This is a genomic window from Barrientosiimonas humi, assembly GCF_006716095.1.
In the GTDB taxonomy this organism is placed as follows: Bacteria; Actinomycetota; Actinomycetes; order Actinomycetales; family Dermatophilaceae; genus Barrientosiimonas; species Barrientosiimonas humi.
This window is the reverse complement of the sequence record NZ_VFOK01000001.1, coordinates 1,980,280-1,997,936: the sequence shown is the minus strand read 5'-3', so window position 1 is coordinate 1,997,936 and position 17,657 is coordinate 1,980,280. Positions and strand designations below refer to the sequence as shown.

The window sequence follows — 17,657 nt, the reverse complement described above, 5'->3', positions numbered from 1 at the left end:
GTGCTCGAGGAAGCGCTGGAGCACCTGGTCAAGGGCATCGTCGACCACGACGACGAGGTCGTCGTGCGCCACAAGCAGGGCCGCCGCGGTGACCTGCTCGAGGTGCGGGTCCACCCCGACGACCTGGGGCGCGTGATCGGCCGCTCCGGACGTACGGCCTCTGCGCTGCGCACCGTCATCGGCGCGCTCGCCGGCGGCAAGAGCGTCCGGGTCGACATCGTCGACACCGATCGCGTGCGCTGACGCACCGGACACGGCTCGGAGGCTCCCCGCCCCGGCATCGTCGACGACGGCCCATGAAGTACGACGGCGGCACAGATAACTTCTGTGCCGCCGTCGTGGTATCTGTGCCGCCGTCGTCACCGGGGGGCGGCGGGCGTACGCCGGGGGCGGGTGGGGCTGGTCAGCGCACCGAGCGGATCCGGGTCACCAGCGAGGCGCCGACGAGACCGATCAGGCTGGCGACGAGGTAGAGCACCCGGTAGCCGGTGGACTTGTCCGCGAACGCGGCGATGATCGGGGCGGCCACCACGGGGGCGAGCACCGCCGGCAGGGAGGCGGCGATGGTGACGACGCCGAGGTCCTTGGCGCGGTCGGTCGCGACCGGCAGCACCTGGGTGATCAGCGCGAAGTCGACGGCGGTGTAGACCCCGAAGCCCGAGCCGAGCAGCACCGCGCCGACCAGCGCGCCGGTCCAGGTCGGGCTGAAGGCCAGCGTGAAGCCGGCGACGCACATGACGAAGCCGGAGGCGATGACGAAGATCTTGCGGCGGCCGACCCGGTCGGACAGCACCCCGAAGACGACGGCCGTGACGATCAGGCAGCCGGCGTAGATCAGGGTGAGGACGAACAGGTCGCCCGGCGGGTCCGCGCGGCCGACGGCGTCGGTGAGGAAGTACAGCAGGTAGAGCAGCCCGATCGCGTTGGACAGGTTGATGATGAACCGGGTCAGCCAGGCCCAGCCGAAGTCGGGGTGCTGGCGCGGGTCGATCCAGAATCCGCGCGCGAACTCCCGCCAGCTGAACGCCCGCAGGTGCGTGCGCGGCAGGTGGATGTCGTTGCTGCGCAGGACGTACGGCAGGGCGAAGACCAGCAGCAGCGCCGCGCAGGCGATGTAGCCCGCCCGGATGCCGCCGACCGTCGCCGCGACGCCGGTGCCGACCACGACGCCGAGGGTCTGGGTGACGCCGAACCACCCGCTCACCGCACCGCGCTGGTCGACCGGCACCTGGTCGGGGATCGCCGCGAGCACCGCCGCCATCGCGGCGTGCAGGAACGCCTGCACCAGGCACCAGCCGAGGATCATCACGCCCACGCCCGGCGCGTACGCCAGCAGCACCAGCGAGGCCGCGCCACCGATCGTGCCGCCCACCACCCAGGGCAGCCGACGCCCCATCCGGAACGTCGTGCGGTCCGACAGCGCCCCGAACAGCGGCGTCGCGATCGTCGACACCGCCGCGCCGGCGCCGGTGACGATGCCGAGCGTCAGCTCCTTGTGGTCGGGGGAGAAGCGCGCGGCCTGCAGGCCGAGCAGCACCTGGATCGGGCCGTACATGCCGATCCAGATGGCGATGCAGGTCAGGGACACGCGGGCGATCCAGCCGCCCGAGGCGCGCTCGACCGGGTCGGCGTGCGGGTCGCGCACCAGCGGAGGGGTGACGTGCGGCGAGGTCATGCTTCGCGAGCGTAGGTTCGCCGGGCCGCGCGCGGGGCCATATCGGCGCTCCTGCCAGGATGGGCGCCATGACGGACGTGGTGGTCGCGCGCATCGGCAAGGCGCACGGGCTCAAGGGTGAGGTGACGGTGCAGCTGCACACCGACGCGCCGCAGGAGCGGTTCGTGCCGGGCGCCGCGTTCGTGACCGAGCCGCCCGAGCGGGGCCCGCTCACCCTGCGCTCGGCGCGCGTGCACAACGGCATCCAACTGCTGGCGTTCGAGGAGGCGCCCGACCGCACCGCCGCCGAGCAGCTGCGCGGCACCCGGCTGCTCGCCGCCTCCACCGAGCCGGAGGAGGACGAGGACGGGTGGTACGCCGACGACCTGGTCGGTCTGTCGGTGGTCGACACGGGCGGTGCCGAGATCGGTCGGGTGGCCGCGTTGCACACCCGGCCGGCCCAGGACCTGCTGGAGATCGAGAAGGCCGACGGGGGGAGGGCGTACGTGCCGTTCGTGGCGGAGATGGTCCCCGAGGTCGACCTCGAGGGCGGGCGCGTGGTGCTCGACCCGCCGCCGGGCCTGCTCGACCTGGAGTCGTGATGCGGCTCGACGTCGTCACGATCTTCCCGGACTACCTCGCGCCGCTGGACCTGTCGCTCATCGGCAAGGCCCGCCGCGACGGCATCGTCGACCTGCACGTGCACGACCTGCGCGACTTCACCCACGACCGCCACCGGACCGTCGACGACACGCCGTACGGCGGTGGCGCCGGCATGGTCATGAAGCCCCAGCCGTGGGGCGAGGCGCTGGAACACGTTGCGGCGCAAGGAGATTCGCGACCGGTCCTGATCATTCCGGGTCCCGGCGGGGAGCGGTTCACCCAGGCGATGGCCCGCGAGCTCGCCGAGCAGCCGTGGATCGCGTTCGCGTGCGGGCGCTACGAGGGCATCGACGAGCGCGTCTACGAGAAGGCGCGGGAGACCTTCGACGTGCGCGTGGTGTCGCTCGGCGACTACGTGCTCAACGGGGGAGAGGTGGCCGTGCTCGCGATCGTCGAGGCGGTCGCGCGGCTGCTCCCGGGCGTGGTGGGCAACGCCGAGTCGCTCGTCGAGGAGTCGCACGAGGACGGGTTGCTGGAATACCCGATCTACACCAAACCCGCTGTGTGGCAAGGGCTTTCGGTGCCCGAGATCCTGCTGTCGGGCGACCACGGCAGGATCGCGGCGTGGCGCCACCAGCAGCGCCTCGACCGCACCGCCCAGCGCCGGCCCGACCTGCTCGCCGCCCTCGCGGCGCTGGAGGTCGAGCCGGGCGTCGAGGGCGACCGTGGCTGAGCGGGCCTGCGTCTTCTGCGCGATCGTCGCCGGCGACACCACCGCCGACGTGGTGCTGGAGACCGACCGGTTCGTGGCCTTCCTCGACGCGCGGCCGGTGTTCAAGGGGCACACCCTGCTCGTCCCGCGCGAGCACCTGGAGACCCTGCTCGACCTGCCCGCCGAGCTGCACCTGGAGTGGGTCGACCTGCAGCAGCGGCTGGTGCGCGCGGTGACGGACGGCCTCGGGGCGCAGGGGGCGTTCGTGGCGAACAACAACGTGGTCAGCCAGTCGGTGCCGCACCTGCACCAGCACGTCGTGCCGCGCACCAAGGGGGACGGGCTGCGCGGGTTCTTCTGGCCGCGCACGAAGTACGCCGACGCGAACGAGTCGGCCGACTACGCCGCGCGCCTCGCCCGCGCGCTCGAGGCGCCGTCGGGCTGACGCCCGCCCGTGCGCCGTTGCTCCGGCGAACAGCGCAGACCCATGCGGCTCCCAGGCGACCGGCCTAGTGTCGGCGTGACATGCGTACCTGCGAAGGCCCGTCCCGCACCTGACGGGAGCCCGACCTCATGGCCCGCTCGACCGAACCGACCCCGTCGACCCGTGCCCAGCGGCAGTCCGGCACCGGACGCCTGCTGGCGATCGATGCTGCCCGGGGGCTCGCGATGGTCGGCATGGTGATCGTCAACGTCGGCCCGACCCGCACCGAGGGGGTGCTGGGGCGGCTCTACCTGGCGCCGTACGGCCGCGCGTCGATCCTGTTCGTGCTCATCGCCGGCCTCGGGATGTCGTTCTTCCTGCGCTCGCGCCGGGACGACGCCCGCCGCTGGCCGGTGCTGCTGTGGCGTGCCGGGCTGCTGTTCTTCGGCGGCCTGGCACTGCAGCTGCTCACGCCGCAGATCGGGGTGATCCTGCCGACGTACGGTCTGCTGTTCGCCCTGGCGCTGGCGCTGCAGTACGTCCCGCGCAGCGCCCTGCTGTGGCTCACCCTGGTCTGGGCGGTGGCCGGTCCGGTCGTGATCGTCATGCACACCTCGGCCGGTGCGGCCGTGCGGCACCTGACCGAGCCGGTGGCGCTGACCGACCCGGTCGGGCAGGTCGTGCACAGCTCGCTGGTGTCCGGGCCCTACCCGCTGCTCAGCTGGGCGGTGCCGTTCATGGTCGGGATGTGGGTCGCCGGTCTCGAGCTGAGCCGTCGGCCCACGCAGCACGCGATGATCCTGTGGGGCGGGGTGGCCGCGGTGGGCGGCCTCGCGGTCAGCCTGGTGACGCCGGGGCTGCTCGGGGCCTCCGCCGAGGAGGGATACCTCAAGCTGCTCACCGGTGCCGCGCACGGGCAGATGCCGCTGTGGCTGATCAGCAGCGTGGGCGGCGCGATCCTGGTGCTGGGGCTGCTGCTGCGGTTCTGGGACCGGATCGCCACGCTGGCGCGGCCGCTGGTCTACGCCGGGCAGCTGGCGCTGACCTGCTACGTCGGGCACTACCTGGTGCTGGCCGCCACGGGCAAGGCCGAGACGCTGGCGGGCGGCATGGTGCTGAGCGCGGTGATCGTGGTCGGGCTGCTGGTCTTCTCCTGGGTCTGGCGCAGCAGGTACGCCATCGGCCCGCTGGAGCGGGTGGTGCGCGCCTCGTGGTTGCGGCCGGTGGGTGGGGCGACCAGGCCGGTGGCTCCATGAGCGGCGAGGAGCGCGCAGCGCAGGTTGCGGGCGACGAAGGAGCACGCGGCCGGAGCGGAGTGCGACCGAGCGCGACAGATGGTGTGAGCGGCGAGGAGCGCGCAGCGCAGGTTGCGGGCGACGAAGGAGCACGCGGCCGGAGCGGAGTGCGACCGAGCGCGACAGATGGTGTGAGCGGCGGCGAGGAGCGCGGGGGGCGCAGGGGGCCGTCGCGGCGGCGGGTGCTGGCAGCGGCGTCCCTGGCGCTGCCGCTGGCGGCGTGCACCGGGCAGGGCTCGCGCAGCCCGGCGACCAGCAGCTCCGAGGGCACGCCCGCGCCCACCTCCTCCACCCCGGCCCCGGCGACGTCCGCGCGGCCCCGGCTGGGGACGTACGGCGTGAGCTCGGGTCACCCGCTGGCCAGCCGGGCCGGCATGGACGTGCTGCGCGACGGGGGCAACGCGGTGGACGCGGCGATCGCCACCGCGTTCGCGGACGCTGTGCTGCAGCCGGCGTCGTCGGGGATCGGCGGGGGCGGTGCGGCGATCGTGGTCAAGGGCGGCGCGACCGCCAACTACGACTACCGCGAGGTCGCCGACGCCTCGGGCAAGGTGCCCGAGTCGGGCACGGGCATCCCCGGGTTCGTGGCGGGGATGGCGCGGCTGCACGAGGACCACGGCACGGTGGCGTGGCCCGACCTGCTGGCCCCGGCGGTGGCGCTGGCCGAGGACGGCGCACCGGTCTCGAGATACCTCGCCGACACGATCGGCGCGCCGCTCGGGCGCCGGGTGACCCGGTCGCTGAAGCACTTCCAGGGCGCCGGTGGGCGGCCGCTGGCCGAGGGGCAGCGGCTGGTGCAGCGCGACCTCGCCGCGACCATGCGCCGGCTCGGCGCCGAGGGTCCCGACGACTTCTACCGCGGCGCGCTGGCCCGGCAGCTGGCGAAGGTGGACGGCATCGACCTGCGCTCGCTCGGGGCGTACCGGATCCAGAAGGGGGCGCCCGCGAGCGGCCCGTTCGGCGACTTCACCGTGCTGTCCGGTGCGCCGGCCCTGCCCGGCGCGGCGATCATCCAGATGCTGCAGATCGCGGAGGCGGCGGGCATCGGTGACGCCGAGCCCGGCTCGGCGGAGTTCGTCGACCTGCAGTCGAAGGCGTGGGACGTGGCCGACCGCTCGGTGCAGACGGTGCTCGGCGACCCCGACTTCGTCTCGGTGCCGGTGGACCGGCTCACCGACCCGAGCGAGAACGCCCGGCTGGCCCGGTCGCTGCCGGCGCAGCCGACCGCCGGCACCAAGCCGTACGCCGGTGCCCCCAACACCACGCACGTCTCGGTGGTCGACGCCGACGGCACGGCGGTGTCGATGACCAACACGATCACCAACTACTGGGGGAGCGGGCAGTACGTCGCGGGCTTCTTCCTCAACGACCAGATCGGCCGGTTCGACGACATCGGCAGCACCGACGCGAACCAGCCCGAGCCCGGCCGCCGCTCGGTCACCTGGAGCGCGCCGTCGATGCTGCTGGACGACCGGCGCCGCCCGGTGCTGGTGATCGGGACGCCCGGCGGCCGCTACATCCCCAACACCACCGCGCACGTGGTGACCCGGTGGGCGCTGCACGGGCAGAGCCTGGCCCAAGCGGTGCCGGCCGACCGGTTCCTGCTGGACGACGGGCGGCTGCAGCTGGAGACGGCGGCGCTGCGCGAGGCGATGACGCAGCGCGGCTACCGCGTCGAGGTCGTCCCGCGGGCCCGGCGCGTCGACTTCGGCTCGACCCAGGCCCTCGACGTGGACTGGGACCGCCGCACCATCTCCTCGCACGCCGACCCCCGCCGCTCGGCCGGTTATCTCACGGCCTGAGCGGACGTACGATTTCGCGGGACGACGCGGGATCTGGCACCATGGGTGGTCGCGTCGTGCACGGTTCGGCCCCCGCCGCAGGGGGAGTGACGGAGGGCCAGCTCGCCCCCGGTCATGCGGCCGACACAAGCGCACGCGCACCCGATCATTCGACGGTGGCGACCTGTGGCGCCACGAGAGAGAAGCACACGATGAAGAAGTTCGACGCCCTCGACGCGGCCAGCCTGCGGGACGACGTCCCCGACTTCCGCGCGGGTGACACCGTCAACGTCCACGTCAAGGTCATCGAGGGCAGCCGCTCCCGTGTCCAGGTCTTCAAGGGCGTCGTGATCCGCCGCCACGGCTCGGGCGTGGGCGAGACCTTCACCGTCCGCAAGGTCAGCTTCGGTGTCGGTGTCGAGCGCACCTTCCCGCTGCACACCCCGGTGATCGACCACATCGAGCTGGTCAGCCGCGGTGACGTGCGTCGCGCGAAGCTGTACTACCTGCGCGACCTGCGCGGCAAGGCTGCCAAGATCCGCGAGAAGCGCGAGACCCCGGCCAACCAGGCCTGAGGCGGAGCGCGGGCCACAGCCGGCGCCGTTACGCTCGCCTGGCCATGACCGAGCCCGCCACCCCCGCATCGTCCGACGACGGCGCGACCGATTCCCGGGTCGCGCCGTCGTCGCGTTCCCGGCGGCGCTGGCCGCTGCTGCTGCTCGTCGCGCTCGCGGTGATCGTCCTGGCCCGCGGGCTCGTGGTCGAGACGTTCACCGTGCCGACCGGGTCGATGGAGCCGGCGCTCGCCGGCGGCGACCGGATCGTGGTCTGGAAGCCCTCGGCCGACGAGGTGCGCCGCGGCGACGTGATCGTGTTCGACGGTCGGCGCTCGCTCGGGCCCGACCTCGAGCAGGCGCCCGCCACGGGGGTCGCCGAGCTGGTGCGCAAGGCCGGTCAGGCGATCGGCGTGCGCCAGGGCGAGGCCGACTACGTCAAGCGCGTCATCGGTGTCGGCGGCGACCGGGTGCGCATGGACGGGGCCGGGCGGGTGAGCGTCAACGGGCGGCCGCTGGCCGAGCCGTACGCCAGCCGCACCGGCACGTTCAGCCCGTTCGACATCACGGTCCCGCCGGGTCGCCTCTGGGTGATGGGCGACAACCGCGGCGCCTCCGAGGACTCCCGGCACCACCTCGGCAGCCCGGGCGGCGGCACGGTGCCGGTCGATGACGTGATCGGCCAGGTGGTCGGGAGATACTGGCCGCTGGACCGCGCCGGGGGCCTCGAGGCCTCCGCCACCCTCACCACGGATCGGGGACCTTTGTGAGCGACGCCGACGAGGGCCGCCGCCGGCGGCTGCCCGGCTTCGGTGGGCGCTCCGGGGAGTCCTCGGGCGCGCGTGGGCCGGAGCGCGCGGAGCCGGAGCGCGCGGGGCGGCCGCAGCCGGAGCGCCGCCCGGGCGGGCAGGCCGACGGGCCGGAGCCGACCGAGGAGACGGTCGAGATCCAGGCCCTCGACGGCGGGCGCACCCGCAGCATCGACCTGAGCGCGCTGCACGCCCGCGAGGCCGAGCAGACCTCGCCGCCGTCCGACGGGGAGACCACCCAGGCCCAGTCCCGGCACGCGCTGCCCGGGGCGACGCCGCGCGATCCCGCCCCGGAGGCCGGCCGCGACGAGGCCGCCACCCAGCCCGCCCTGCGGCTGCCGCAGCACGACCGGCCCGTACGCCTGCCCGGCGCGGGTGCGCCCGTCGCCGGGCAGGAGGCCGGCCAGGCCGAGCCGGGTGCCGGCCGGGGTGCCGGCCGGGCCGAGCCGGGTGCTGGCCAGGGCGCCGGTCAGGACGAGCCGGCGGACGGCGTACGGCAGGAGGGGGAGGAGGCCGATAGCTCCGAGGACGACGAGCCGCGCCGCAGCGGGTGGCTGGTCTTCCTGCGCGAGGTCGGCCTGGTGATCTCGATCGCGCTGGTCATCTCCTTCCTCGTCAAGACCTTCCTGGCGCAGCCCTTCTGGATCCCGTCGGGGTCGATGAACCAGACGCTGATCGAGGGCGACCGGGTCGTGGTGAGCAAGCTGACCCCGGGGCCGTTCGACCTGAACCGCGGCGACGTCGTGGTGTTCGAGGACCCGGGCGGCTGGCTGCAGACCCAGACGCCCGAGCGCGGGCCGGTGGCGACCGCGCTGGAGTTCGTCGGGCTCTACCCGGCGGGCGACAACCACCTGATCAAGCGGGTGATCGGGATGCCCGGCGACCGGGTGGCGTGCTGCGACCGGCAGCAGCGGCTGACCGTCAACGGCACCCCGCTGACCGAGCCCTACGTGCAGCCCGGTGACAACCCCAGCGACCTGCGGTTCGACGTGCGGGTGCCCGCGGGGCGGGTCTGGGTGATGGGCGACCACCGCTCGGACTCCTCCGACTCGCGCTACCACGACGACGGCACGGGCCGGGCCGGGTCGGTCCCGATCGACAAGATCACGGGGCGCGCGGTGGTCATCGTGTGGCCGGTTGGCAGGATGGGGTGGCTGAGCGACTACTCCTCGACCTTCGACAAGGTGAACGATCCGTGACCGACGACGCCTCGCGCGACGAGACCGACGCGACCGCACGCGATCGCGACACCGAGCCCGAGACACCGCCCCAGCCCCAGCCGGCCCGGCACGGGTTCTGGTGGCGGGTGCGCGAGTACACCATGGTCGTGGCCATCGCGATCGCGCTGTCGTTCCTGGTCAAGACGTTCCTGGTGCAGCCGTTCTGGATCCCGTCGGGGTCGATGGAGCAGACGCTGATCACCGGTGACCGGATCGTCGTGAACAAGCTGCCCGGCAGCAACGACGACCTGCAGCGCGGCGACATCGTGGTGTTCGAGGACCCCAACGGCTGGCTGCCGCCGGTGCCCGAGAGCGAGGGCGTGGGCGGCGCGGCCAAGCGGGCGCTGCAGTTCGTCGGGCTCTACCCCGCGGGCGAGCAGCACCTGGTCAAGCGGGTGATCGGCGTCGGCGGCGACCACGTGGTCTGCTGCGACGACCGGGGCCGCATCACGGTCAACGGCGCGGCGATCGACGAGACCTATCTCAGCCCCGGCGTGCAGCCGAGCGCGGTGCCCTTCGACGTGCGGGTGCCCGACGGCCGCCTGTGGGTCATGGGCGACAACCGCAGCAACTCCGAGGACTCCCGCGCCCACGACGGCCGCTCCGGCGGGACCGAGGGCTCGGTCCCCACCTCGGTCGTCACCGGCAAGGTGTGGGCCGTCGTCTGGCCCATCGGCCGGTTCGGCACCCCGCCCGACGGGCGCGCCGTGTTCAGCCAGGTGCCGTCCCGATGACCCCGCGCAAGCCCACCCTGCGCGTCGAGCGGTCGCTGCAGCGCGAGGGCTACGCCCTGCTCGCCGGGATGGACGAGGTCGGCCGCGGGGCGCTCGCCGGCCCGGTGTCGGTCGGCGTCGTCGTGGTCGACGAGAGCACCCGCACGGTGCCGCAGGGGGTGCGCGACTCCAAGCTGTTGTCGCCGCAGGCGCGCGAGCGGATGGTGCCGAAGGTGCGGCGCTGGGCGAGGGCGTACGCCGTCGGGCACGCCTCGGCCGCCGAGATCGACGAGCTCGGCATCATGGCGTGCCTGCGGCTCGCCGGCACGCGTGCGCTGGCGCAGCTGGACGTCGTGCCCGACCTGGTCATCCTCGACGGCAACCACGACTGGCTCACCGACCCGGCCCGCGCGGGACTGTTCGCGTTCGGCGACGACGGGCCGGTGACGCCCCCGGTGCGCACGATGATCAAGGCCGACATGCGTTGCTCGTCGGTGGCGGCCGCGAGCGTGCTCGCCAAGGTCGAGCGCGACGGCATGCTCGTCGAGATGGCGCAGGAGCACCCGCACTACGGCTGGGCCGGCAACAAGGGCTACTCCTGCAAGGAGCACCTCGACGCGCTCGACGAGCACGGGCCGTGCGTGCAGCACCGCCGGTCGTGGCGCCGGTTCGCCGCGGCGCAGGCCGAGGTGGTCGAGGCTGTCGAAGGGGTCGAGGAGCAGGCGCACACCGGGGCGACCCGGGCCGACGCCGCGTCCACGCCGATGGAGGAGCTCGTATGAGTGCGGAGGACCTGGAGCGCTACGAGACCGAGCAGGAGCTGGCGCTCTATCGCGAATACCGAGACGTCGTAGGGCTGTTCAGCCACGTGGTCGAGACCGAACGCCGGTTCTACCTGTGCAACGACGTCGACCTGCAGGTGCGCGGCGAGGGCAGCGAGGTCTTCTTCGACGTGCGGATGACCGACGCCTGGGTGTGGGACGTCTATCGCCCGGCGCGGTTCGTGAAGAAGGTGCGGGTGATCACCTTCAAGGACGTCAACGTCGAGGAGATCGCCAAGTCCGACATCGAGATCCCCAAGGGCGACACCTTCCCCGGCTGAGCGCCGTACGTCCGCGCCGGCGGCGGCCCGTCGTGCACAGGGCGTCGTCGGCGCCAGCGGTTTCCACAGGCCCGCTCCGCGCCCTGGTGGGCGGTCCCGTCCCTGGCCACCGTGGTGCCAGGAGGTGGTGCCGATGGCGACCGGACGACAGGCCGCGACAGGGGTGCGCGGCGCGCTCGGCAGGTTCGGCGAGGACATGGCGGTGCGCTACCTGGGCGACCAGGGATACGCCGTGCTCGACCGCAACTGGCAGTGCGGGCGCGAGGGTGAGCTGGACATCGTGGCGCGCACGCCCGACGGCGCCTGCGTGGTCGCGGTCGAGGTCAAGACCCGTCGCTCGCTGGCCTACGGGTCGCCGCTGGAGGCGATCACCTGGGCCAAGGCGGCGCGGCTGCGCAGGCTGGCGGCCGCCTGGTGCCGCGCGCACGGCCCCGGCACGGGCGACGTGCGCATCGACGTCATCGGGGTGATCGTCGACGGCTCCGCGCCGCCGCAGATCCTGCACGTCGAGGGCGTGACCGGATGAGCCTGGGGAGCACGCGCTGCGTCGCGGTGACCGGCATCGAGGGCACGCTCGTCGACGTCGAGGCAGACACCGGTCCGGGCCTGCCCCACTTCGGGATCAGCGGGATGCCCGACACGGCGTGCGCGCAGTCGCCGTCGCGGGTGCGCGCCGCGATCACCAACTCCGACCTGCCGATGCACGGGCAGCGCATCGTGGTGAACCTGTCGCCGGCGTCGCTGCCCAAGACCGGGGCCGGCTTCGACCTGGCGATCGCCGTGGCGGTGTTGGCGGCCAGCCAGACCGTGCCGGCCGAGCAGGTCGCGGGGGTGGTGCACCTGGGCGAGCTCGGGCTCGACGGCACCGTGCGCTCGGTGCCCGGGGTCCTGCCCGCCGTGCTCGCCGCGGCCGCGGCCGGGGTGCGCACGGTCGTCGTGCCGGTCGCCAACGCCGCCGAGGCCGCGCTCGTCGACGGCGTCGAGGTGGTGCCGGTCGCCGACCTGGCCGAGCTGGTGCGCCGCTGCCGCGACCTGCACCGCGGGCGAGCGGTCGAGCCGCGCCCGATTCCCGAGCCGCTGCGGACGTACGACGAGCAGGGGCCGGACCTCGCCGACGTCGCCGGGCAGGACGAGGCGCGGGCGGCGCTGGAGATCGCGGCCGCGGGCGGCCACCACCTGGCGATGATCGGCCCGCCGGGCGCCGGCAAGACGATGCTGGCCGAGCGGCTGCCCGGGCTGCTGCCGCGGCTGACGCGGCCCCAGGCGCTCGAGGTCACCGCCGTCCACTCGGTGCTCGGGGAGCTCGGCGACCGGGCGCTGATCGACCGCGCGCCGTTCGTGGCGCCGCACCACGGCGCGTCGATGAGCGCGATCATCGGCGGCGGCACGGGTCGGGTGCGCCCCGGGGCGATCTCCCGCGCCAACCGCGGGGTGCTGTTCCTCGACGAGGTGCCGGAGTTCCGCCGCGACGTGCTCGAGGCGCTGCGCCAGCCGCTGGAGTCGGGGCGTGTCACCGTGGCCAGGGGGCAGGGCATGGTCTGCTTCCCGGCGCGCTTCCAGCTGATCCTCGCGGCCAACCCGTGCCGCTGCGGACGCCGCGTCGGTCGCGGCGAGGGCTGCACCTGCACGCCGCTCGTGCAACGCACCTATCTGGCCAAGCTGTCCGGGCCGCTGCTCGACCGCGTCGACCTGCAGCTCAGTGTGCTGCCGGTGAGCCGCGCCGCGCTGCGCAGCGGGCCGGGAGAGAGCAGCGCGGTCGTCGCCGGCCGGGTCGCCGAGGCCCGCGAGCGTCAGGCCCACCGGTGGCGCCGGACCACCTGGACCATCAACGGTGCGGTGCCCGGTGCGCTGCTGCGCGAGAGCGCCTGGCGCCTGCCCGCCGCCGAGACCCGGCTGCTGGACTCCTCGCTCGAGCGGGGGTCGCTGACCCTGCGCGGCTACGACCGGGTGCTGCGGGTCGCCTGGACCATCGGCGACCTGGCCGGGCGCGAGCGGCCCGGGCCCGACGACGTCCTGCGCGCGCTCGCGATGCGCGGCCGCATCCCGGAGGTGGCGGCGTGACGACGACGAGCGACCTGCTCGGCACCGACGACCCGCACGAGGCGGAGCGGCGGGCGCGGATGGCTCTGGCCCGCCTCACCGACCCGTTGCTCGCCGGCGCCTACCAGGAGATCGCCGGCTTCGGGCACGTCGAGGCGGTGGTGCGGCTGCTGTCCGGCAGCAGCTCGATCAAGGGCCGCGCCGCAACCCGCGTCGCGCACTTCGACCTCGAGGCCGATCTGCGCGCGACCCGCTGGAGCGCGTCGCGGGTGATCGTGCCCGGCGACGACGAGTGGCCCGACGCCCTCGACGAGCTCGAGCGCCCGCCGCACTGCCTGTGGCTGCGCGGGTCCGGCCGGTTGGACGAGCTGACCGAGCGCGGAGTGGCGGTCGTGGGCGCTCGGGGTGCGACGGCGTACGGCGAGCACGTGGCGTCCGAGATCGGGTTCGGGCTCACCGCGGCCCGCGCGGTCGTGGTGTCCGGAGCGGCGTACGGCATCGACGGCGCCGCCCACCGCGGCGCCCTGGCCGCGGAAGGGCCGACCGTCGCCGCGCTCGCGTGCGGCATCGACCGGGCCTACCCCTTGGTGCACTCCCAGCTGCTGGTCGACATCGCCGACGGGGGAGTGGTGCTCACCGAGGCGCCGCCCGGCACCGCGCCGCTGCGCTCGCGGTTCCTCGCGCGCAACCGGATGATCGCCGCGCTGAGCCGCGGGACCGTCGTGGTGGAGGCCGGTCTGCGGTCCGGCTCGCTCAACACCGCGCGGTGGGCCGGCGAGCTGCACCGACCCGTCATGGCGGTGCCAGGGCCGGTCACGTCGGCGTCCAGCGCGGGCGCGCACGAGCTGCTGCGCGAGACCGACGCGGTGCTGGTCACCGGTGCCGACGACGTGCTCGAGCAGGTCGGTCGCATGGGCGAGCACCTGGTGCCGCTGCGCCGGAGCCCGGAGCGGCCGCAGGACGCGCTGGACCCCGAGGAGTTCGCGGTGTGGGAGGCGCTCAGCCGCAGCAGGACCAGCGACGCGACGAAGGTGAGCCTCTCGGCCGGGCTGGAGCTGATCCGCGCCCAGACGCTGCTCGCGACCCTGGAGGCGCGCGGGCTCGCCGAGCACGACGGGCGCGGCTGGTTGCGCGTGTGAGCCGGGGCGGTGCCGGGTGGGTCGGGCCGACGCGCGTTGTTTCAGGCGAGAGTGATCTGTGCAACAAGTCGCTGAGCGTTCGCCACGCCCGTCCGGGTGACCTACGTTCTGAGGAACGAGCCCTGTTCTCGTCCGGCGGTGGGGGAACGCCGCCGGGCCTGGGGCCACGAACTGGGGTGGGGAGTCCGCACATGTCCGCGATCTCGAGACGTGCTGTTGCCAAGGGTGCCGCGTGGACGGCGCCGGCCGTGGCCGTCGGTGCCGTCGTGCCGGTCTACGCGGCGTCCGGCCAGGTGACCGTCACCGCGCTGACCGCCTGCCGCACGGGCAGCAACTTCTCCGACGTCTCCGTCACCCTGAGCCTGGTTTCCACGATGAGCACGGATGCGGTCGTGACCATCACGAGCGTCACGCCGGGGCAGGGCAGTCTGCAGGGCAGCCCGAGCATCACCCGCGGCAGCTGCACCAGCACCTGCGGCACGACCTCCACCTGCGTGGCGGCCAGGAGCGCGACCACCCCGACGCTGAGCTTCCGGGTGAGCACGCCCAACGTCACGTCGGCCACCATCGGCTACTCCGTCTACAGCGCCGACGGCTGCACCCTGCTGCGCAGCGGCACGCTGAGCGTGACCATCGTGCCGTGCGGCGGTCAGCGCAGTGCCGAGACCAGCACGTCGAGCAGCTCGAGCTCCTCGACGACCGGCACCTCGACCAGCAGCTCGACGAGCAGCCCGACGCCCAGCACCACGACGCCGGCGACCTCCGGCGCGAGCGACCCGGCGAGCGCTCCCGCGCCGGCCGCCACCCCGAGCACGACGGGTGACCAGGCGACCGGATCGACGTCACCCGCGCAGCCCTGATCGACGCGCCGCGCCTGCGGGCCCGGCGCCGCGCGCCTGCCTAGGCTGGGCGGGTGAGTGACCTGGCCGACCTGATCGAGGCGTTCGAGCGGCACCTGCGCTCCGAGCGCAACCGGTCGGCGCACACCCAGCGCGCGTACGTCGGCGACCTGCGCCACCTCGCGACCCACCTGACCGGTGCGGGCATCGGCGCGTGGCGCGATGTGCGGCTGGCCGACCTGCGCAGCTGGCTGGCCGCCATGTCCGAGAGCGGCGCCGCGCGCTCGACGATCGCCCGCCGGTCGGCCGCGGCGCGCACCTTCTTCCGCTGGGCGCTGCGCACCGGTCACGTCGACACCGACCCGTCGCTGCGTCTGCTCGCACCGCGCCGCAGCAAGCACCTGCCGGGGGTGCTGCGCCAGCGCGAGGCGACCGCCCTGCTCGACGTCGCGACGGTCGCCTCCGACGACGCCGACCCCGTGCACCTGCGCAACCGCGCCATGCTCGAGCTGCTCTACGCCAGCGGCATCCGGGTCAGCGAGCTCGTCGGCCTCGACGTCGACGACCTCGATCGCGACCAGCGCACGGTGCGCGTCACCGGCAAGGGCGACAAGCAGCGCACCGTCCCGTTCGGCGTGCCCGCCGCCGAGGCGATCGAGGCCTGGCTGGTGCGCGGACGTCCCCAGCTCGTGACGGGGGAGAGCCAGGCCGCGGTCTTCCTCGGCCGGCGCGGCCGCAGGGTCGACCCGCGGCAGGTGCGCGAGGTCGTGCACCAGTTGCTCGCCCACGTGCCCGACGCGCCCGACCTCGGACCCCACGGGCTGCGGCACAGCGCCGCGACGCACCTGCTCGAGGGCGGGGCCGACCTGCGCATGGTGCAGGAGCTGCTCGGGCACGCCTCGCTGTCGACGACGCAGATCTACACCCACGTCTCCACCGAACGGCTGCGGCGCTCGTTCCAGCAGGCGCACCCCCGCGCCTGACCCGCCGGAGCGACGCCCGCCTACCCGTCGAGCGGGAGCAGCACGACACGCTGGATCTGCAGCAGTGTCAACGGATCTCGGTAGTCGTCGGGCGCGACCACCAGGCCCCAGTGCAGGCAGGCCGCCGGGGAGCAGTGCGACGACGCGGCGGTGAGCGTGCCGATCCGGTCGCCGCGCTCGACCTGCGCCCCCTGTCCGACCCGGGTCTCGAGCGGCTCGTACGTCGTGCGCCACCCGTTCGCGTGCTCCACCGTGACGACACCCCGCCCGGCGATCACGCCGGAGAAGGTCACCCGGCCCGGACCTGCCGCGAGCACCGGCTGGGCCGCTGCGCCCGTCAGGTCGACCCCGCGGTGACCGGCCGCCCACGGTTGCGGTGGCTGCTCGAACGCCCGGGCCACCGGCGGTTGCGGCTGCAGCGGCCAGCCGAATCCGTACGCCGGTGCCGGGTCCTGCCCGCCCGGCACCGGCGCGTCCGGAGCCAGCGCGTCCGGTGGCCTCGCGCCCGTGGCAGCCGCGGCCGTCAGTGGCGCCGCGCGCAGCGCCAGCGGCGGTGCGGGCGCCGCCGCGCAGGCGCCGAGCGCGGTCAGCAGCAGCGAGCAGGCGAAGGTCCCCATGGCCAGACCATCGCGGTGGGCAGCCGCGTCCGGCAACGGTGCGAGCCGGGCCTGTGCACGACGAGCCGGCCGCCGACGTACGTGTGGACGGCGGGGGTCGACAGGTCCGGGCGCCCTGGACGAGGTTGTCCCCAGATGTGGCGTGGCTCACCCCTGCGGGGGTCCGCCCTCGCTACGGTGCTGGTCGTGGAGCAGACCCGCCGGCACCGTCGCGCCGGCCGACCGACGTCCGTCGTCTCGACGCGCACCCCGCGCCATGCCGCCCCCGCGCCCGGGCGGCACCGGCAGCCGCCGTCGCTGCCGCTCGGCACCCGCCGCGCCATCGCCGCCACGCTGGTGGTGCTCGCCACGGGCAGCGCGGCCATCGGTGTCGCCCGGGCCGCCGACGCGCCCGCCCAGGTCAACGGCTCGCTCGCCGCGGTGTCCGGCGCAAGCCGGGGCGGGCCCGCCCCCGCTGCCGCCACCCCGAGCGAGGCGCACAGCGAGGCCGCGACGCCCTCGTCGGCCACACCCACCCCCGAGCTGTCGGCCTCCCGCAGCACCGCGAAGGCCACCCCTTCCGACAAGCCCACCAAGTCCGCCAAGCCCACCGCGTCGCAAACCGCCGTGCCCGACCGCGGCAACGGCCGGCTCACGCCCGTTCTCGTGCCGGGCGACGACACCCGCGGCAAGGGTCGCGTCGTCACCTATGCCTTCCAGGTCGAGGAAGGGCTCGGCATCGACAAGGTCGCCGCCGCGCGGACGGTCGGCCAGACGCTGCGCGACCCCAAGGGCTGGCAGAAGCAGGACGGCGTGCGGTTCGTGCAGGTCACGCCCGAGGAGCTGAAGAAGGGCGCCAGGCCCAAGCTGACCATCGCGCTGGTGTCGCCCGACAAGACCGACCAGATGTGCAAGCCGCTGAGCACCGACGGCACCTGGTCGTGTGCCAACCACGACACCGCCGTGCTCAACTACCGCCGCTGGGCCACGGCGACCCCGTCGTACGCCGGGCGCGGCGCGGACTACCGCACCTACCAGATCAACCACGAGGTCGGGCACGAGCTCGGTCACCCGCACGTGAGCTGCGGCGGCAAGGGTCGGCTCGCGCCGGTGATGCTGCAGCAGTCCAAGGGGCTCCAGGGCTGCCGGCCCAACATCTACCCGACCGTCACGCGCGGCTGACCCGGGCCCGC

At 74.3% G+C, this 17,657-nt stretch carries 20 protein-coding genes; 18 read left to right on the top strand and 2 right to left on the bottom strand.

Annotated elements, in window-relative coordinates; all coding sequences use genetic code 11:
* Positions 1-243, top strand: a complete 243-nt coding sequence (locus tag FB554_RS09335; RefSeq protein ID WP_142005707.1) for an RNA-binding protein — start codon at positions 1-3, stop codon at positions 241-243.
* 160 nt (positions 244-403) lie between these two features.
* On the opposite strand, the gene FB554_RS09330 is transcribed toward FB554_RS09335, so the two are convergent.
* Positions 404-1,675 carry an MFS transporter gene (locus tag FB554_RS09330; RefSeq protein WP_142005706.1) on the bottom strand — a complete coding sequence of 424 codons (1,272 nt, stop codon included), beginning with the start codon at positions 1,673-1,675 and terminating at the stop codon, positions 404-406.
* A 68-nt stretch (positions 1,676-1,743) separates the two neighbouring features.
* Between FB554_RS09330 and rimM the strand changes: the two genes are divergently transcribed.
* From rimM to xerC, 16 genes are all read left to right on the top strand, one after another.
* A complete protein-coding gene (gene rimM, locus FB554_RS09325) occupies positions 1,744-2,256 on the top strand; it encodes a ribosome maturation factor RimM (protein WP_142005705.1) in 513 nt (170 codons plus the stop codon).
* Positions 2,256-2,990, top strand: coding sequence for a tRNA (guanosine(37)-N1)-methyltransferase TrmD (trmD, locus tag FB554_RS09320; protein WP_142005704.1), 735 nt, complete (start codon positions 2,256-2,258; stop codon positions 2,988-2,990). Before rimM ends, trmD begins: the two co-directional genes overlap by 1 nt.
* Positions 2,983-3,414, top strand: a complete 432-nt coding sequence (locus FB554_RS09315) for an HIT family protein (RefSeq protein ID WP_142005703.1) — start codon at positions 2,983-2,985, stop codon at positions 3,412-3,414. The genes trmD and FB554_RS09315 overlap by 8 nt, the downstream gene beginning before the upstream one ends.
* A 128-nt stretch (positions 3,415-3,542) precedes the next feature.
* Positions 3,543-4,649, top strand: coding sequence for a DUF418 domain-containing protein (locus FB554_RS09310; protein ID WP_142005702.1), 1,107 nt, complete (start codon positions 3,543-3,545; stop codon positions 4,647-4,649).
* 221 nt (positions 4,650-4,870) lie between these two features.
* A complete protein-coding gene (locus FB554_RS09305) occupies positions 4,871-6,490 on the top strand; it encodes a gamma-glutamyltransferase (protein WP_170206831.1) in 1,620 nt (539 codons plus the stop codon).
* A 191-nt stretch (positions 6,491-6,681) separates the two neighbouring features.
* Entirely contained in the window at positions 6,682-7,044 is a 363-nt protein-coding gene (gene rplS, locus FB554_RS09300) for a 50S ribosomal protein L19 (RefSeq protein WP_142005700.1), read from the top strand.
* A gap of 44 nt (positions 7,045-7,088) precedes the next feature.
* Positions 7,089-7,793 carry a signal peptidase I gene (lepB, locus tag FB554_RS09295; protein WP_142005699.1) on the top strand — a complete coding sequence of 235 codons (705 nt, stop codon included), beginning with the start codon at positions 7,089-7,091 and terminating at the stop codon, positions 7,791-7,793.
* Positions 7,790-9,031 (top strand): signal peptidase I, encoded by a 1,242-nt coding sequence (lepB, locus tag FB554_RS17870; RefSeq protein ID WP_338070562.1) that lies wholly within the window; start codon positions 7,790-7,792, stop codon positions 9,029-9,031. The genes lepB (FB554_RS09295) and lepB (FB554_RS17870) overlap by 4 nt, the downstream gene beginning before the upstream one ends.
* A complete protein-coding gene (gene lepB, locus FB554_RS09285) occupies positions 9,028-9,786 on the top strand; it encodes a signal peptidase I (protein WP_236022354.1) in 759 nt (252 codons plus the stop codon). Before lepB (FB554_RS17870) ends, lepB (FB554_RS09285) begins: the two co-directional genes overlap by 4 nt.
* Positions 9,783-10,547 carry a ribonuclease HII gene (locus FB554_RS09280; RefSeq protein ID WP_142005698.1) on the top strand — a complete coding sequence of 255 codons (765 nt, stop codon included), beginning with the start codon at positions 9,783-9,785 and terminating at the stop codon, positions 10,545-10,547. The genes lepB (FB554_RS09285) and FB554_RS09280 overlap by 4 nt, the downstream gene beginning before the upstream one ends.
* The gene (locus FB554_RS09275) at positions 10,544-10,867 is read left to right on the top strand and encodes a DUF2469 domain-containing protein (protein ID WP_142005697.1); all 324 of its coding nucleotides are present in this window, start codon (positions 10,544-10,546) and stop codon (positions 10,865-10,867) included. The genes FB554_RS09280 and FB554_RS09275 overlap by 4 nt, the downstream gene beginning before the upstream one ends.
* A gap of 133 nt (positions 10,868-11,000) precedes the next feature.
* Entirely contained in the window at positions 11,001-11,393 is a 393-nt protein-coding gene (locus tag FB554_RS09270; RefSeq protein WP_142005696.1) for a YraN family protein, read from the top strand.
* Positions 11,390-12,928, top strand: coding sequence for a YifB family Mg chelatase-like AAA ATPase (locus FB554_RS09265; protein ID WP_142005695.1), 1,539 nt, complete (start codon positions 11,390-11,392; stop codon positions 12,926-12,928). Before FB554_RS09270 ends, FB554_RS09265 begins: the two co-directional genes overlap by 4 nt.
* Positions 12,925-14,046 (top strand): DNA-processing protein DprA, encoded by a 1,122-nt coding sequence (dprA, locus tag FB554_RS09260; RefSeq protein ID WP_236022353.1) that lies wholly within the window; start codon positions 12,925-12,927, stop codon positions 14,044-14,046. Before FB554_RS09265 ends, dprA begins: the two co-directional genes overlap by 4 nt.
* A gap of 191 nt (positions 14,047-14,237) precedes the next feature.
* Positions 14,238-14,906: a hypothetical protein gene (locus tag FB554_RS17105; protein WP_170206830.1), complete on the top strand. Its 669-nt coding sequence runs from the start codon at positions 14,238-14,240 to the stop codon at positions 14,904-14,906.
* A gap of 53 nt (positions 14,907-14,959) precedes the next feature.
* A complete protein-coding gene (xerC, locus tag FB554_RS09250) occupies positions 14,960-15,868 on the top strand; it encodes a tyrosine recombinase XerC (RefSeq protein ID WP_142005693.1) in 909 nt (302 codons plus the stop codon).
* Positions 15,869-15,888: 20 nt separating this feature from the next.
* Here the strand turns inward: xerC and FB554_RS09245 are convergent, their stop codons facing one another.
* A complete protein-coding gene (locus FB554_RS09245) occupies positions 15,889-16,485 on the bottom strand; it encodes a M23 family metallopeptidase (RefSeq protein ID WP_142005692.1) in 597 nt (198 codons plus the stop codon).
* Positions 16,486-16,671: 186 nt separating this feature from the next.
* On the opposite strand from FB554_RS09245, the gene FB554_RS09240 reads away from it, so the two are divergent.
* On the top strand, positions 16,672-17,646 hold the full coding sequence (locus tag FB554_RS09240) for a DUF3152 domain-containing protein (protein WP_170206829.1): 975 nt from the start codon (positions 16,672-16,674) through the stop codon (positions 17,644-17,646).
* Positions 17,647-17,657: the final 11 nt, after the last annotated feature.

Bases quoted from the DNA above. Each gene is read 5' to 3' on its own strand.
- FB554_RS09330 (WP_142005706.1), bottom strand. From the start codon at position 1,675: ATGACCTCGCCGCACGTCACCCCTCCGCTGGTGCGCGACCCGCACGCC.
- rimM (WP_142005705.1), top strand. From the start codon at position 1,744: ATGACGGACGTGGTGGTCGCGCGCATCGGCAAGGCGCACGGGCTCAAG.
- trmD (WP_142005704.1), top strand. From the start codon at position 2,256: ATGCGGCTCGACGTCGTCACGATCTTCCCGGACTACCTCGCGCCGCTG.
- FB554_RS09310 (WP_142005702.1), top strand. From the start codon at position 3,543: ATGGCCCGCTCGACCGAACCGACCCCGTCGACCCGTGCCCAGCGGCAG.
- rplS (WP_142005700.1), top strand. From the start codon at position 6,682: ATGAAGAAGTTCGACGCCCTCGACGCGGCCAGCCTGCGGGACGACGTC.
- lepB (WP_142005699.1), top strand. From the start codon at position 7,089: ATGACCGAGCCCGCCACCCCCGCATCGTCCGACGACGGCGCGACCGAT.
- FB554_RS09280 (WP_142005698.1), top strand. From the start codon at position 9,783: ATGACCCCGCGCAAGCCCACCCTGCGCGTCGAGCGGTCGCTGCAGCGC.
- FB554_RS09275 (WP_142005697.1), top strand. From the start codon at position 10,544: ATGAGTGCGGAGGACCTGGAGCGCTACGAGACCGAGCAGGAGCTGGCG.
- FB554_RS09270 (WP_142005696.1), top strand. From the start codon at position 11,001: ATGGCGACCGGACGACAGGCCGCGACAGGGGTGCGCGGCGCGCTCGGC.
- FB554_RS09265 (WP_142005695.1), top strand. From the start codon at position 11,390: ATGAGCCTGGGGAGCACGCGCTGCGTCGCGGTGACCGGCATCGAGGGC.
- FB554_RS17105 (WP_170206830.1), top strand. From the start codon at position 14,238: ATGTCCGCGATCTCGAGACGTGCTGTTGCCAAGGGTGCCGCGTGGACG.
- FB554_RS09245 (WP_142005692.1), bottom strand. From the start codon at position 16,485: ATGGGGACCTTCGCCTGCTCGCTGCTGCTGACCGCGCTCGGCGCCTGC.